The 15,090-nt window shown below is 62.3% G+C and carries 9 protein-coding genes; 7 read left to right on the top strand and 2 right to left on the bottom strand.

All coding sequences use genetic code 11. The annotated features are described in order from the left end of the window. The first annotated feature begins 136 nt into the window (after positions 1-136). Entirely contained in the window at positions 137-1,345 is a 1,209-nt protein-coding gene (locus tag QWE_RS19670; RefSeq protein WP_006727928.1) for an acetyl-CoA C-acetyltransferase, read from the top strand. Between the two features lie 178 nt (positions 1,346-1,523). Further along, on the top strand, positions 1,524-3,737 hold the full coding sequence (locus QWE_RS19665; RefSeq protein ID WP_006727927.1) for an FAD-dependent oxidoreductase: 2,214 nt from the start codon (positions 1,524-1,526) through the stop codon (positions 3,735-3,737). A 60-nt stretch (positions 3,738-3,797) separates the two neighbouring features. On the opposite strand, the gene QWE_RS19660 is transcribed toward QWE_RS19665, so the two are convergent. Beyond that, the gene (locus tag QWE_RS19660) at positions 3,798-5,030 is read right to left on the bottom strand and encodes a glycerophosphodiester phosphodiesterase family protein (protein ID WP_006727926.1); all 1,233 of its coding nucleotides are present in this window, start codon (positions 5,028-5,030) and stop codon (positions 3,798-3,800) included. On the opposite strand from QWE_RS19660, the gene QWE_RS19655 reads away from it, so the two are divergent. Both QWE_RS19655 and QWE_RS19650 read left to right on the top strand, forming a co-directional pair. Next, positions 4,990-6,705, top strand: a complete 1,716-nt coding sequence (locus tag QWE_RS19655; RefSeq protein ID WP_006727925.1) for a GH32 C-terminal domain-containing protein — start codon at positions 4,990-4,992, stop codon at positions 6,703-6,705. The two genes, QWE_RS19660 and QWE_RS19655, sit on opposite strands and share 41 nt — an antisense overlap. A 78-nt stretch (positions 6,706-6,783) precedes the next feature. Further along, entirely contained in the window at positions 6,784-8,262 is a 1,479-nt protein-coding gene (locus tag QWE_RS19650) for a pyruvate kinase (RefSeq protein ID WP_006727924.1), read from the top strand. A gap of 32 nt (positions 8,263-8,294) precedes the next feature. On the opposite strand, the gene QWE_RS19645 is transcribed toward QWE_RS19650, so the two are convergent. Beyond that, complete coding sequence (locus QWE_RS19645) at positions 8,295-11,801, bottom strand: hybrid sensor histidine kinase/response regulator (RefSeq protein ID WP_006727923.1); 3,507 nt, start codon at positions 11,799-11,801, stop codon at positions 8,295-8,297. 201 nt (positions 11,802-12,002) lie between these two features. Between QWE_RS19645 and mscL the strand changes: the two genes are divergently transcribed. The 3 genes from mscL to galE all read left to right on the top strand — a co-directional run bounded on the left by mscL (position 12,003) and on the right by galE (position 14,936). Continuing rightward, positions 12,003-12,428, top strand: coding sequence for a large conductance mechanosensitive channel protein MscL (gene mscL / locus QWE_RS19640; RefSeq protein WP_006727922.1), 426 nt, complete (start codon positions 12,003-12,005; stop codon positions 12,426-12,428). A 131-nt stretch (positions 12,429-12,559) separates the two neighbouring features. Beyond that, complete coding sequence (locus QWE_RS19635; protein WP_006727921.1) at positions 12,560-13,729, top strand: pyridoxal phosphate-dependent aminotransferase; 1,170 nt, start codon at positions 12,560-12,562, stop codon at positions 13,727-13,729. A 175-nt stretch (positions 13,730-13,904) separates the two neighbouring features. Continuing rightward, positions 13,905-14,936 (top strand): UDP-glucose 4-epimerase GalE, encoded by a 1,032-nt coding sequence (gene galE / locus QWE_RS19630; protein WP_006727920.1) that lies wholly within the window; start codon positions 13,905-13,907, stop codon positions 14,934-14,936. Positions 14,937-15,090 lie beyond the last annotated feature (154 nt).

Below are 15,090 nucleotides of genomic sequence, written 5' to 3'. Positions count from 1 at the left end.
CTCCCCGTCGCTGCGCTCCGACCCTCCCCACAAGGGGGAGGGTTGACCCGAGGATGCAGCCCCCGTCTTGTCCGGAAAACGGCAGGGGGAGGACAGTAAAATTCCGGCGCCTCCATGCGCCCAAGGGAGAGAGATGATGACTGACGCTTTCATTTACGACCACGTGCGCACGCCCCGCGGGCGCGGCAAGAAGGACGGATCGCTGCACGAAGTGCCGACGCCGCGCCTGGCCGCCAAGACGCTGGAAGCGCTGCGTGACCGCAACGGCCTCGACACGTCCACCGTCGACGACATCATCTTCGGTTGCGTCGATCCGGTCATGGAAGCCGGCGCGGTGATCCCGAAGGCCGCCGCCTTCGAAGCCGGCTATGATTTCGCAGCCCCCGGCATGCAGATCTCGCGCTTCTGCGCCTCGGGTCTCGATGCGATCAACCTCGCGGCCGGCAAGGTCAAGGCTGGCTCCGACGACATCGTGATTGCCGGCGGCGTGGAATCGATGTCCCGCGTCGGTATGGGCATGTCAGGCGGCGCCTGGTACATGGACCCCTCGGTCAACTTCCCGGGCTATTTCATGCCGCAGGGCGTTTCTGCCGACCTGATCGCCACGAAATACGGATTCACACGCGACGACGTAGACGCCTATGCCGTCGAAAGCCAGAAGCGCGCTGCCGCCTCCTGGGCTGCCGGAAACTTCGCCAAGTCGGTGATCCCGGTCAAGGACGGCAATGGCCTCGTGATCCTCGATCGTGACGAGCACATGCGTCCCGGCACCGACATGCAGTCGCTGGCCAGCCTCAACGCCTCCTTCCAGATGCCGGGTGAAATGGGCGGCTTCGAAGCCGTTGCCATCCAGGCCCATCCGGAAATCGAGCGCATCACCTATGTCCACCATGCCGGTAACTCTTCCGGTATCGTCGATGGCGCCGCCGCCGTTCTGGTCGGCTCCAAGGCTGGTGGTGAAAGCATGGGCCTGAAGCCGCGCGCCCGCATCCGCGCCTTCACCAATATCGGCTCCGATCCGGCCCTCATGCTGACCGGTCCTGTCGACGTGACGGAAAAGCTCCTGAAGCGCACCGGCATGAAGATCTCCGACTTCGACCTGTTCGAACTGAACGAGGCCTTCGCCGCCGTCGTCCTGCGCTTCATGCAGCATTTCGAGGTCGACCATTCGAAGATGAACGTCGCCGGCGGCGCGATCGCCATGGGTCATCCGCTCGGTGCCACCGGCGCGATGATCCTCGGCACGGTTCTCGACGAGCTGGAACGCCGCGATCTGAACACCGCGCTGGTCACGCTCTGCATTGGTGCGGGCATGGGCACGGCGACGGTAATCGAGCGCGTTTGAGGGGGAAGCTCCCCCTCATCCGCCTGCCGGCACCTTCTCCCCGCTGGGGAGAAGAGGGGTCGCCGCAGCGCTGGCCAATCCTCCTCTCCCCTCGGGGAGAGGGGGGCCGAGCGAAGCGGAGGCCGGGTGAGGGGGGTGCTCCTCGCAACATCGAATTTCAGGGAAGAGGAATCCCAACATGACCTACAAGAATTTCACCATCGAAACCGACTCTGACGGCATTGCCCTGGTCACCTGGGACATGCCCGACAAGTCGATGAACGTCTTCACCGTCGAAGTCATGGACGAGATCGAGAAAATCCTCGAGCAGACGGTCGCCGATGATGGCATCAAGGGCGTGGTCTTCACCTCGGGCAAGTCGTCCTTCTCTGGCGGCGCCGATCTCACCATGATCAAGGGCATGTTCTCCATGCTCGAAGAGGAAAAGGCGAAGGACCCGGCCGCCGCCGTCCAGAAGCTCTTTGACGCCGCCGGTCGCATGACCTGGCTGTGGCGCAAGATCGAGACCAACGGCAAGCCCTGGGTGTCCGCCATCAACGGCACCTGCATGGGCGGCGCGACCGAGCTGTCGCTCGCCTGCCATGGCCGTGTGGCCTCGAACGCCAAGTCGGTCAAGATCGGCCTGCCTGAAGTCAAGGTCGGCATCTTCCCCGGCGCCGGTGGCACGCAGCGCGTCGCTCGCCTGGCCAACACGCAGGATGCCCTGCAGATGATGACCACGGGTCAGACCCTGTCGGCTGCCCGCGCCAAGGCGATGAACCTCGTGCACCAGGTCGTCGAGCCCGGCGAACTGATCAATGCCGCCAAGCAGATGATCAAGGATGGATTGAAGCCTGTCGCCCCCTGGGACGAAAAGGGCTTCAAGGTTCCCGGCGGCGGCATTTGGACCCCAGCGGCAGCCCAGCTCTGGCCCGCCGCTTCCGCGATCCTGCGCCGGGAAACCGCCGGCAACTATCCGGCAGCGCTTGCGATCTTGAAGAGCGTCTACGAAGGCCTGCAGGTGCCCTTCGATACGGGTCTTCGGATCGAACAGCGATACTTCACCGAGATCGTCCAGACCACCGAAGCCTATTCGATGATCCGCTCGCTCTTCGTCTCGATGCAGGAGCTGAACAAGGGCGCCCGTCGCCCGGCAGGTCAGCCGAAGTCCGAGATCAAGAAGATCGGCGTCGTCGGCGCCGGTTTCATGGGCGCCTCGATCGCCTATGTGACGGCAGCCGCCGGTATCAATGTCGTGCTGATCGACCGTGACATGGAAGCCGCCGGCAAGGGCAAGACCCATTCCGAAGGCCTCGTTGCCGGCGCAGTCGGTAAGGGCAAGCTCACCAAGGACGAAGGCGATAGGCTTCTGTCGCTCATCACGCCCTCCGACGACTATGGCACGCTGGCCGATGCCGATCTCGTCATCGAAGCCGTGTTCGAAGACCGCGACGTCAAGAAGGCCGTGATCGAGAAGGTCGAGGCCGTCCTGCCGGAAGGCGCGATCTTCGCCTCCAACACCTCGACGCTGCCGATTACGGGTCTCGCCGGAAACTCCAAGCGCCCTGTCGATTTCATCGGCATCCACTTCTTCTCGCCGGTCGAAAAGATGATGCTGACGGAAGTCATCCTCGGCAAGGAAACCGGCGACAAGGCACTGGCCGTCGCCCTCGACTACGTGGCTGCGATCAAGAAGACCCCGATTGTCGTCAACGACACCCGCGGCTTCTTCGTCAACCGCTGCGTCCTGCGCTACATGTCCGAGAGCTACAACATGCTCATCGAGGGCGTGCCGCCTGTCATGATCGAAAATGCCGCGAAGTTCGCCGGCATGCCGGTCGGTCCGCTGGCGCTGAACGATGAAGTGGCGATCGATCTCTCCTACAAGATCCTGAAGGCGACCGTCGCCGATCTCGGTGAAAAGGCGATCGACCCGCGCCACATGGAGCTCGTATCCCGGATGGTCGAGAAGGAAGAGCGCTTCGGCCGCAAGAACGGCAAGGGCTTTTATGACTATCCGGCAAAGCCCGCGAAGAAGCACATCTGGCCGGGCTTGAAGGATCTCCATCCGCAGCTGAAGCCAGAAGCCGTCAACGTCAAGACGCTGCAGGAACGCTTCCTCGCGACCATCGCGCTGGAAGCCGCCCGCACCGTCGAGGAAGGCATCGTGACCGACCCGCGCGAAGCCGATGTCGGCTCGATCCTCGGCTTTGGTTTTGCACCTTACACCGGCGGTGCGCTGTCCTACATCGACGGCATGGGTGTGAAGACCTTCGTGGAACTCTGCGAACGCCTCGCGAAGGATTATGGCGCCCACTTCACGCCGACGCCGCTGCTCAAGGAAATGGCTGCCAAGGGTGAAACCTTCTACGGCCGCTTCGACCCCTACGGTGAAGCCGCGAAGGCCGCGTGAGCTTAGGTCCTGCATGAACTGGAAAAGGCGGCTCTCGGGCCGCCTTTTCTATTTCCGATCTCAGTTTGTCAGCGCATAAGACCGCCGCAGACCTTGGGCGTCGAGCCACGCAATCACCGCTTCCGGCTCGTCCGTCTGGATGATGGTCACGCCGCGCTCGACGAAGAAGCCCCAGACATCCTCGGGTCGACCTGTCGAAAGCGCGAGATAATCGCCGCGTCCGCCCGCCACCATGCCTTCAGGGCGATCGGTGATCGGATAGGTGTTGATCCAGAGATGGGTGTTGTTGCGGACCGCTGCCGCGCGGGCGAGGGGCGAAAGCAGAGGTCCGCCGTCAGAGGTGACAGGCTTCGAGGCATCCTTGTACCAATGCACCAGTTCGGCGGCCGGTGCGCCCAGCGCCGACTGCGTACGGTCGATGAAGGCAGGTTCGGTCACGGCGTCATCGGCAAGGATCGGCATGAAAGCGAAGTCGGCCCCGATGGCGCGGCGGATATCGCGGGCAAGCTGCAGCCGCTCGGCATTCCAGACGGCCATCTTCAGGAGCACACCGTCGATCATCCCAAGGCTCCGGGCGAGATCGGCGACCTCGCCCAGGGCTTCCGGCTCGAGCTTGTTGTCGATGTTGATCAGGATCCGGCCGCGCGCATGCAGCATCGCTTCTTCGAGCGTGAAGACATGCTCGTCGGTCGGGCGACGGTCTCCCTCGACCACGAGCCGGCAGCTTCTAAGCTCTGTAAGGGTGAATTCGGCCACTTTTCCGCGACAGGTGGTGGTGCGGTCGAGGGTTTCATCATGCATGATGACGAGCGCGCCGTCTTTCGAGCGCCGCACGTCGAGCTCCACCATTTCAACCCCGGTCGAAACGGCGTGGTCGATGGCGGCAAACGAATTTTCGGCACGAACAACGGCGCCTTCCTTCTTCCAGCCGGCGCGATGGGCCACGACCATGACATGATCGCGGTTGAGGTTGGCCTTAGTCAGGCGCTCGTGAATGAAGGCCGCACGATTGGACGGAGGAATGGGGGCAAGGCTTGCAGCCCCCGTGACGAGGGTCAGAAGCAGGCCGAGGACGAGAACGGCGAGACGCATGAGCAGGGCTCCGATCTTCAATGTCGTTCTCGCCGCAGTAGGCGCTTCGGGTGAAGCCGCCATGACGGTTTTCTGAAGCCTCTGTGACATCGAGGCATGGAACAGTCGCCGGGCCGTGCCGTTGAACGGTGGCGACAGGAATGAAAGGAAGATGCGCATGATGACGACGACGACCGGCATACCGGAAGGCCACAGGGCCATCGACGTCGAACTCCCCGTCAATGCAATGTTGCATCTCTGGCTGAAGGCCGTCTCGCCGGATGAGCCGGGCGCCGTTTCCTTCTACAGCGTCAACGGCAAGTTCGGCGAAGTCCAGGCCGTCAATTCGGAGGAAAACTCCTTTCGTATCTACCATGTCTTCGGCGGCGGCACGGTCACACTGGCCTATGATACGGCGGTCACCTCACTCTCGGTCGCCTATTGGTTTACACCATCGGACGTGCTGGAAACCGGCATCACGGTCATCCACACCAACCCGGCCAACGAGCCGCCGGATCTGCCTGCTGGATATCACTTCCGCCCACCCTTCGGCTGGATGAACGACCCGAACGGCTTCGGTCGTTTCGGCGGGCGCCCGCATCTCTTCTACCAGCACTATTCGCATGGCCGGATCTGGAACAACATGCATTGGGGTCACGCCGTCTCCTCCGACTATTTGCGCTGGCGACACCTTCCGGTCTTCCTCTTCCCGTCGGAAGAGCTGACGGTCAGGCCAGACAAGCGCGGTGGCGCATTTTCCGGTTCGGCAATTGCGCGCACCGACGGGCCCGGCATCCGCGTCTTCTTCACCGAGAAGATTGCCGACCGAATTCCCGAACAGGAAATCCAGTTGACGGCGACATCGACCGATCTGTTCAGCGCGGGTGCTGCCGAGGTCTTCCTGCCCCGCAGGCCGGATGGCGAGGGCCTGACCTTCGATTTCCGCGACCCCTATGTGTTCCGGGGGCCTGACGGCCTCTGGAAAATGCTGCTCGGCAGTCAGAGCGACACCGGCGGTGTCGTGCTGCTTTACGAGACGGAGGACAACACCGCGGCTTCCGGCTGGGTCTATGTCGGCAAGCTCTACACCGAGACGCGCTATGAAACCTCTGCGCTTGAATGCCCCTGTCTTCTGCCGATGGATGGTGACTACCGTGATCCCGCCACCCGCTGGGCGCTGATCTATGGCCTGATGAACGGCGAGGACAAGGAGACGGGTCGGCGAAACCTGACGATGATCGACATTGGCTGGTTCGATGGGCGAAGCTTCGCCAAGTCCTTCGGCCGTGAACTCGATTTCGGCACCGACAACTATGCTTTCCAGGCATTCGTCGACGGCAACACGCCGGTCGGCATCGGCTGGCTCGGCAATTGGGCGGATACCGGTCCGACCGTCGATTTTCCCTCTGCGATGACACTGCCGCGTACGTTGGTTCTCGAAGGAGACACACTGCTGACGCCTCCTATTGGCGCAGCCGAAAGTCTGCGCGCGCGCATGCTCGACCGTACGCGGCTGGCGTCGGGGCAACGCATCGAGCTGCCCAATGGTGCTGCCGAGATAACCTTCGAGTTGTCCGAGGCCGGCGGCGCGTTTCGCCTGGAGTTCGACCACCCGGAGATCCGCCTCGCCATTGCCCAGCATGAGGAGGGCCTCGAGATCCTGCATGGCTATCTCGACCGCCCCGAAGAGCCGCCGGGTCCGCGCTATCTGGCCAAGGCCGCCGGCGCCCGCCGTTTGCGCGTCTTCCTCGACTACGGTTCTCTGGAGATTTTCGCCGATGGCGGGCGCGTGGCCGGGACCAAGCGGATTGCCGGCTTTGAGGCGGTACGGGCGGCAAGGCTCGTGGCTGAACCCGGTGTCGTGGTGAACGCAACCGTATGGAGCCTCAGGCTCTGAGATCCCTGCGACATCGACTGTCATTGGGCTGTCAACAAGCCGGGATTAGGGTTCTGCAACAATCAGGCAGGGCCGATCATGAACATGCGAGAGACCACCGACGCCACCATTCGCGCAGCTGAAATCCACACCGAGATGGTGACGCTCAGACAAACGATCCTCGACGGAGCATCGTTTTCGTCTTCAGGGCATGGTGAAGCGGACCCTGCGATCGTCAATCTGGACCATTATCTCGCTCTGCGTCGTCACGATATCCGTCTGTTGCAACGCCGCCTCATGGCGCTTGGCCTTTCTTCGATGGGGCGGTTGGAAAGTCGGGTCCTGCCGACCATCGATGCCGTGATCCACGCGCTGGCATCGCTCTCGGGCGTCCGGGCAGAGGCCCCCGCCATGCCGGAGGAAGCGGACTTTTTCGCTGGTGAGGCGCGGCTTGAGGCCTCAACCATTGCTCTTTTCGGCACAACGCCGGCCAGCCGCCGGACGCGGATCATGGTGACGCTGCCCAGTCAGGCCGCCGAAGGTCCGGACCTCACCCTGGACCTCGCCCGGGCCGGAATGGATGTCGCCCGCATCAATTGCGCCCATGACGATCCGGAGGCCTGGCGCGCCATGACCGCTTTCGTCCGGGAAGCCGCCGGCGTCTGCGGACGTGACATCAAGGTTTTGATGGACATTGCCGGTCCGAAGATCAGGACCGGCGAGGTGGCCTCGGTCGACAAGAAGCCAAGGCTGCAGATCGGCGACCGTGTCCGCCTCGTGGCAAACGCTGCGCCGCGTATCGACGAGAAAGTCCTGCACTCGGCGGCGGTCTCCCTGCCGGAAATGGTCACCCGGCTCTCCGTCGGTGATCGGCTCCGTTACGATGACGGAAAGCTCGAGGCAGTTGTCGAAAGCGTCGCTGCAGAGGAGGCTATCATCGTCGTCCGCCGTACCAAATCCGGCGGCACACGCCTGAAGCCGGAAAAGGGCATCAACCTTCCCGACACAGCTCTCGGGCTTTCGCCGCTGACCACCAAGGACGAAGCCGACCTCGAAATGGTCATCGAATGCGCCGATCTCATCGGCTATTCCTTTGTCAGTCGACCGGAAGACATCGATTTGCTCGACGACGTCCTCGCCCGCCATGGCAGGTCTGATCGGCAGCTCGGCTTGATCGCCAAGATCGAGCAGCCGCTGGCGCTCACCAATCTGCCGGCCCTCATCGCGCGGGCACGCCAGCGCGGACCATTCGGCGTGATGATCGCGCGTGGGGATCTCGCGGCGGAAATCGGCTTTGAACGGCTCGCGGAAATGCAGGAGGAGATCCTCTGGATCTGCGAGGCGGCTTCCGTGCCCTGCATCTGGGCGACGCAGGTGCTCGAAGACATGGTCAAGCAAGGCATTCCGACACGCGGCGAGATGACCGATGCCGCCATGGCGGCGCGAGCCGAATGCGTGATGCTGAACAAGGGGCCGGCCGTGGTCGAGGCGGTCTCGCTTCTCGACCGTCTGATGGGGCGCATGAACGATCACGTCTTCAAGAAGACCCCGACACTGCGCGCCTTGAAAAGCTGGTAAGATCGAGCCTCCCGCCCGCTCATGCGAAAGCCCTATTCGGCTGCCGCACTGCGTTGCGAGGAGACCTGCGTGATGAAGGCACGAAGCGCTGCCGGGCGCACCGGCTTGTGCTGGAGGGTGATCGAATGGCGCTCGGCCTCCGCACGGACCTCGGCCGAGCGATCGGCGGTGATCAGAAGCGCCGGTATGTCAGCCTGGGTGAGGGCTCTCAGCCTGAGGATTGCCCCGATGCCGCTGCCATCGTCGAGATGGTAGTCGGCAATGACCAGATCTGGAGCCTTGCCGGTCTTGATCAGTTCGTCCATTTCGGCGATCGAGCCGGCGCATTCGACGGTGCAGCCCCAGCCGGAAATCAGAAGCTGCATGCCCTCGAGGATCTTCGGCTCGTTGTCGATGCACAGCACCCGGAAGCCCTGGAGTGCCGGCGTGGCGCGACTGCCGGCATCGATCGCCACGACACCCTTTGCGGCCGGCTTGGCGACATCGAGCGGCATGACGACCTTGAACGTCGTTCCCTTGCCGGGCTTCGAGGCGAGCTCCACGGGGTGCTGCAGAACCTTGGCGATGCGGTCGACGATCGACAGGCCGAGGCCGAGACCGGATGCCGTGCGCATGCCTTCTTCGAGCCGCGCGAATTCCTTGAACACGGTGCGGAATTTCGACGAGGGAATGCCAATGCCGCTGTCCGTCACCTGGATCACCACCTTGTCGCCCTGACGCCGGGCCCCGACCACGACGCGGCCTGACGGCGTGTACTTGATTGCGTTCGAGACAAGGTTCTGGACGAGGCGGCGGAGCAGGGTCGGGTCCGAGCGGACCGACAGAGTTGTCGGCATCACCACGAGCTTGAGATCCTTTTCCCGAGCCATGGGCGCGAAATCGGTTTCGATCCTTTGCAAGAGGCTGTTCAGCGGCACGCTGGAGAAGCGTGGTTTCATCGCGCCGGTGTCCAGACGCGAAATGTCGAGAACGGCGCCGAGAATGCTCTCCACCGACTCCAGGGCCGAATCGATGTTGCCGACCAGGGCGCTGTTGTCGGAATCGCCGAGACGCTCGACCAGCGAAGAGGAGTAGAGCCTTGCCGCGTTGAGCGGCTGAAGGATGTCGTGACCAGCGGCTGCGAAGAAGCGGGTCTTGCCGATATTGGCTTCATCGGCCGCCGCCCGCGCTTCAGCGAGGGCATGGTTCACCCGCGTCAGTTCGGCCGTGCGTTCACTGACGCGTTGCTCCAGCGTTTCGTTCGCCTGTTTGAGCGCCTGGTCGGCCTCCACCCGGGCGGTGATGTCGCTGAAAGTCGCAACCAGGCCTTTGTCGGGCATCAGGTTGCAGCGCACTTCGATGATCCGGTGGCCGCCGGCCAGCACCATCTGGAACGGCCTGTCGAACTGGTGGAAGCTTCGGATCACAGCTTGCGTGTCTCCGGCCGGAACGTCGCCTCGCTGTGCGAGAATGGCAATCATGTCGACTAGCGGAAATCCGACCTGGCCGACATGCTCCGGCAGATCCAGCAGCGTGCGGAAGCGCCGGTTCCAGATCGTCAGGCGGTCGGAGGCGTCGAAGACGGCGATCCCTTGCTCCATCTGGGCGAGCGCCGTCTGCATCATGTCCTGATTGTATTGCAGCGCTTCCGAGGCCTGGTCGAGCAGCCAGACCGTATCGGCCGAGGGATCCTCGGCCTTCTGCAGGATCAGCGACAAGACCAGTCGCGCCGAGGACGAGCCGATTGCGCTGCCGAGCAGTTGTTCGGAGAAATGGATGAAGGCCATGTCGGCGGGACTGTCATCGGCGAGTTTGCGGCCAACCGTCTGCTCGTAGGACCGGAAGGACCGCTCCATGCGCTCGTTGCCGAGATAGCGGGCAATGGCCGCCTTGAGGTCGCCGACGGCGACACTCGTCTTCCATCCCCGGGTTGCGGAATTCGAACGGGGCTGGCGCTTGATGAAGATCGCCGACTGAATGCGCTCCACTGGGCGCGGATTGCGGCTGAGCGAACCGATGACGAAGGCGAGTGTGTTGATCAGCAGGCTGAAGATCGTCGCATTGACCAGCGGATCGGCATATTGCGGTTCGAACATCGATAGCCCGGGCAACAGGAAACCCAGCACTGCGGACGCGATCCAGGAATGATCTTCGGCGCCGAGGCTCGGCAGGAAGAGCAGGTATGCCCAGACCAGGAACCCGATGGTGAGGCCAGCAATCGCGCCTCGTGCATTGGCCCGCCGCCAGATCAGGCCGCCGAACATGGCCGGTGCGATCTGCGCGATGGCGGTGAAAGACAGAAGGCCGATCTTGGCGAGCCCCGTCGTATTGTCGGCGGATCGGAAGTAGACATAGCCGAGCAGCAACACGCCGAAGATCGCCGTGCGGCGGATATGCAAGAGCGTCTTGGCGAAATCCTCGCGCTGGCTGGGCCGCCCCAGCAGCTTTTGCCGCAGGAAGATCGGCAGGACCATGTCGTTCGACACCATGATCGCGAGCGCCACGGAGGCGACGATCACCATGGCGGTCGCGGCTGAGAAGCCGCCGATGAAGGTCAGCAGCGACACGAAGCCGGAGCCGGCTTCGAGCGGCAGCGAGAGCACGTAGAGATCGGCATCGCCGCTGCCGCCGAACATCAACACACCGGCGATGGCCGCCGGCAAGACGAAGATGTTGATGGCGATCAGATAGATCGGCATCAGGATACCGGCGAGCTTCAGTTCCCGGGGTGTGCGGTTCTCGACCACGGTGACGTGGAACTGCCGAGGCAGCATGATGATCGCGAAGGCCGAAAGCCCGATCAACAAAAGCCAACGGCTGGGTGGCGTTTCATGGGTCAATGCGGCCATCACCGCTTCGCTCTCGGTGGCCTTCTGCCAGAGATCCGCCGGGCCATCGAACATCACCCAGATGACGAAGACGCCCAATGTCCAGAAGGCAATGAGCTTCACCACCGATTCCATGGCGATGGCAAGGATAAGGCCGTCCTGGTGCTCGGTCGCATCGGTATGGCGCGTGCCGAAGATTACCGCGAAGCAGGCAAGGATGAAGGCGACGATCAGCGGCAGGTCAATGAAGTAGAGATTGCCGGTACCTATGCCGTAGGCGGTCGGATCCATGACGGCCGCAACCGAACTCGAAACCGCTTTCAGCTGCAGCGCGATATAGGGGATGATGCCGACCAGATAGATCACAGTGACCAGCATGCCGACGACGGGGTTCTTGCCGTATCGCGCCGCCACGAAGTCGGCGCCGGAGGTGATCTTTTCTGTCTTGGCGAGTTCGACGATCCGCCGCAGGATCGGCATGCCGAGCGTATACATCAGGATCGGGCCGATGTAGATCGCCATGAATTCGAGGCCGTGCTCAGCGGCAAGGCCCACGCCGCCGAAATAGGTCCAGGACGTGCAATAGACGGCAAGGCTGAGCGCATAGACGACGGGCCGCCCCCCGGCGGGTACGCCATGCACGCGCGTCTTTCGGTCCCCGTAGCTCGCGACGGCAAACAGGAGCAACAGGTAACCGATCGCTGACGCAACGATGATCCAGCCTGGGAACACCTTTTCCTCCTCGACTGCGCCCGGTGGGGAACCTTAGGGCATGTCTGCGTCTTTTGAAATCGTTTCGAATATTGACCTTAGTCGAAGGGGAATGGCGGCCTGTGCCAAATTACCATTTTCGAAAGCGTGAAGATTGATTAACCATGATCCCGGACCGGTTGTCTGCCGGCAAATCTCGGGACCATTTAGGAGCAGGGGAAAATGCTACACGAATTCAAGACATTCATCGCCCGCGGCAACGTCATGGACCTTGCCGTCGGCGTGATCATCGGCGGTGCCTTCGGTCTGATCGTCAGCTCGCTGGTCGAGGACATCGTAATGCCCGTTGTCGGCGTCATTTTCGGTGGCTTCGACTTTTCGAATTACTTCCTGCCCTTGAGCAGCAATGTGACGGCAAACACGCTGGCCGCCGCCCGCGAGCAGGGTGCCGTCTTCGCCTACGGCAACTTCATCACCGTCGTCATCAACTTCGTGATCCTCGCCTGGATCATCTTCCTGATGGTCAAGGGCGTGAATTCGCTGCGCAGGTCGATGGAAAAGGAAGAGCTGAAGGCTTCCGAAGCTGCTCCGCCGCCGGCCGACGTACAGCTTCTGACCGAGATCCGCGACCTGCTGAAGACTCGCTGAAACCTCTCTGCGATCCGGCTGCGGATCGCAGAACCCATCAGCAGGATCGATCCTGTCCTCAAGGAATATCATGGGATTTTTGCCCGGCGATCGGTTAGACAGTCGGCACCAATCGAAGGAGTGAATTTCCCATGGCCCTGTTGGACAGCCTCAGCCCCCGCGCGCTCGCCGCACCGGAAAGCGGTATCGTCGAGATCATCAACTATGCACGGGGTCGAGACGGGCTTCTGCCGCTATGGGCGGGCGAGGGCGATCTGCCCACGCCCGACTTCATCAATCGTGCCGCGAGCGAAGCTTTGCTTGGCGGAGAGACCTTCTACACCTGGCAGCGCGGTATTCCAGAACTCCGCCAGGCGCTCTCGCGCTACTACAAGCGCCACTTCGCCGTTGATCTGCCGGTCGAACATTTTTACGTCACGGCGTCTGGCATGCAGGCCATCGCGCTCGCCGTCCAGGCTTTGACCTCGCCCGGCGATGAGATGATTTACCTTTCGCCCTGCTGGCCGAACATCGTCTCGGCGATCGATCTCGCCGGCGCAAAGTCTGTCTGCGTTCCGCTTTCCTTCACCGATGGGCGCTGGGTGCTCGATCTCGATCAGCTGGAAAAGGCGATCACGCCGAAGACCAAGGCGCTCTTCATCAACACGCCGTCGAACCCCACCGGCTGGACGGCGACCCGCGAAGACTTGAAGGCCATCCTCGAGATTGCCCGCCGCCACGGCATCTGGATCCTCGCCGACGAGATCTATGCGCTCTACTACTATGGTGCGTCCGAACGGGCGCCGTCTTTCTTCGACGTGATGGAGGAGGGCGACAGGGTGATGTTTGCCAATTCCTTCTCGAAGAACTGGTCGATGACCGGCTGGCGCGTCGGCTGGATCGTTGCCCCGCCGGAGCTCGGTCAGGTGCTCGAAAACCTCATCCAGTATTCGACCTCGGGCGTCGCGCAGTTCATGCAGCGCGGTGCGGTCGCGGCCCTCGATCAGGGCGACGATTTCATTCGGGAGAACATCGCGCGCGCCACAGCCTCGCGCGACATCCTCTGCGATGCCCTGATCGCCACCAACAGGGTCGAGACATTGAAGCCGGAAGGAGCACTCTATGCCTTCCTGAAGATCGACGGCATCACCGACAGCCGCAAGGCAGCCCTTGATATCGTCGACAAGACCGGCGTCGGCATGGCCCCGGGCACGGCCTTCGGCGAGGGTGGCCTGCCCTTCCTGAGGGCCTGCTTCCTGCGCAACCCCGCCCATATCGAAGACGCAGCGGAGCGCCTCAGCAGCTATATCAAGGCGCTCTGATCTCCCGAAACGATCAGGCGGCGAATCGATAAAATTTGACTGAAACGGCTTACTCGAACTTTACGACGAATTCGAATAGGTAAGCCGTTTCAGTGGCTTGGAGACTTTCGATAAGCACTCCGTAAGATGCGCATGCTTTTCATATCCCGATAAGAAGAACACGGGAAGAAAAGTCATGGCGATCTTGGTGACAGGTGGCGCAGGCTTCATCGGCAGCCATATGGTGTGGGCTCTCCTCGATGCCGAGGAAGAGGTGGTTGTGGTCGACAGGCTGTCCACGGGCTTTCGTTGGGCCGTTGCGCCCCAGGCACGTTTTTATTTGGGCGATATCGCCAAGCCGACTGTCCTCAAGCAGATCTTCGTCGAGAACGACATTGAGGCGATCATCCATTTCGCAGGCTCGATCGTGGTTCCGGAATCGATCACCAATCCCTTGAGCTATTACGAAAACAATACCGAAAACACCCGCCGGCTGTTGTCGGCCGCCGTCAAGGCGGGGATCGACAAGGTCATCTTCTCGTCGACGGCGGCGGTCTACGGTCTGCCGGACAAGCCGCTGCCGGTGCGGGAGGATGCGCCACTGCGGCCGGAATCGCCCTATGGGCAATCCAAGCTGATGAGCGAAATGATGCTACGCGATACGGCGCGCGCCCACGGTCTCTGCTACGTGGCGCTGCGCTATTTCAACGTCGCCGGTGCCGATGTGCAGGGGCGCGCCGGAAATTCCGCCGTCGGTGCCACGCATCTGCTCAAGGTGGCCTGTGAGGCAGCGCTCGGCAAACGTTCCTCGATGTCTGTCTATGGCACCGACTACGATACCCCAGATGGCACGGGCGTGCGCGACTACATTCACATCAACGACCTCGTGGATGCACATCTCCAGGCTTTGCGATACCTGAGAAAGGGCGGCGGGCCGCTGGTGGCCAATTGCGGCTATGGCAAGGGATACTCGGTGCTCGACATCATCGAAGCGATGCGTCGTGCCACAAATACTGATTTCCACGTCGACTACGCACCGCGCCGTCCCGGCGATGCGTCGCTTGTCGTGGCGGACTCCACCTTGGCGAAAGAGGTTCTGGAGTGGACACCGCGTTACGATGACCTGGGCGTCATCGTCAACACGGCCCTTGCCTGGGAACGGCGGCTTGAGGAGCAGGCCACACCCGATATCGAAGATCTTCGCCGCCGGCTTGCCAGCGGTTTCTAGACGCAGAGTTCGTTGCGCCAGAGAGACGCCGTCCCGGTTCGCCGGGGCGGCGTTTTGCTGACGCGAACCGATCGGGCGAAGCAATCTCCAATTGACGTGGATCAAGTTCGCCGACCGTCCAGGCGGCTATGTCTATGCTGTCCTGGTGAAGCCG

Origin of the sequence: Agrobacterium albertimagni AOL15 (assembly GCF_000300855.1) — a bacterium.
Classification (GTDB): domain Bacteria; phylum Pseudomonadota; class Alphaproteobacteria; order Rhizobiales; family Rhizobiaceae; genus Allorhizobium; species Allorhizobium albertimagni.
This window is presented reverse-complemented; position numbering and strand designations above follow the sequence as displayed.

What these genes read in the sequence shown, in the direction of transcription:
- QWE_RS19670 (WP_006727928.1), top strand. Translation starts at nt 137, where the DNA reads ATGACTGACGCTTTCATTTACGACCACGTGCGCACGCCCCGCGGGCGC.
- QWE_RS19665 (WP_006727927.1), top strand. Translation starts at nt 1,524, where the DNA reads ATGACCTACAAGAATTTCACCATCGAAACCGACTCTGACGGCATTGCC.
- QWE_RS19655 (WP_006727925.1), top strand. Translation starts at nt 4,990, where the DNA reads ATGACGACGACGACCGGCATACCGGAAGGCCACAGGGCCATCGACGTC.
- QWE_RS19660 (WP_006727926.1), bottom strand. Translation starts at nt 5,030, where the DNA reads ATGGCCCTGTGGCCTTCCGGTATGCCGGTCGTCGTCGTCATCATGCGC.
- QWE_RS19650 (WP_006727924.1), top strand. Translation starts at nt 6,784, where the DNA reads ATGAACATGCGAGAGACCACCGACGCCACCATTCGCGCAGCTGAAATC.
- mscL (WP_006727922.1), top strand. Translation starts at nt 12,003, where the DNA reads ATGCTACACGAATTCAAGACATTCATCGCCCGCGGCAACGTCATGGAC.
- QWE_RS19635 (WP_006727921.1), top strand. Translation starts at nt 12,560, where the DNA reads ATGGCCCTGTTGGACAGCCTCAGCCCCCGCGCGCTCGCCGCACCGGAA.
- galE (WP_006727920.1), top strand. Translation starts at nt 13,905, where the DNA reads ATGGCGATCTTGGTGACAGGTGGCGCAGGCTTCATCGGCAGCCATATG.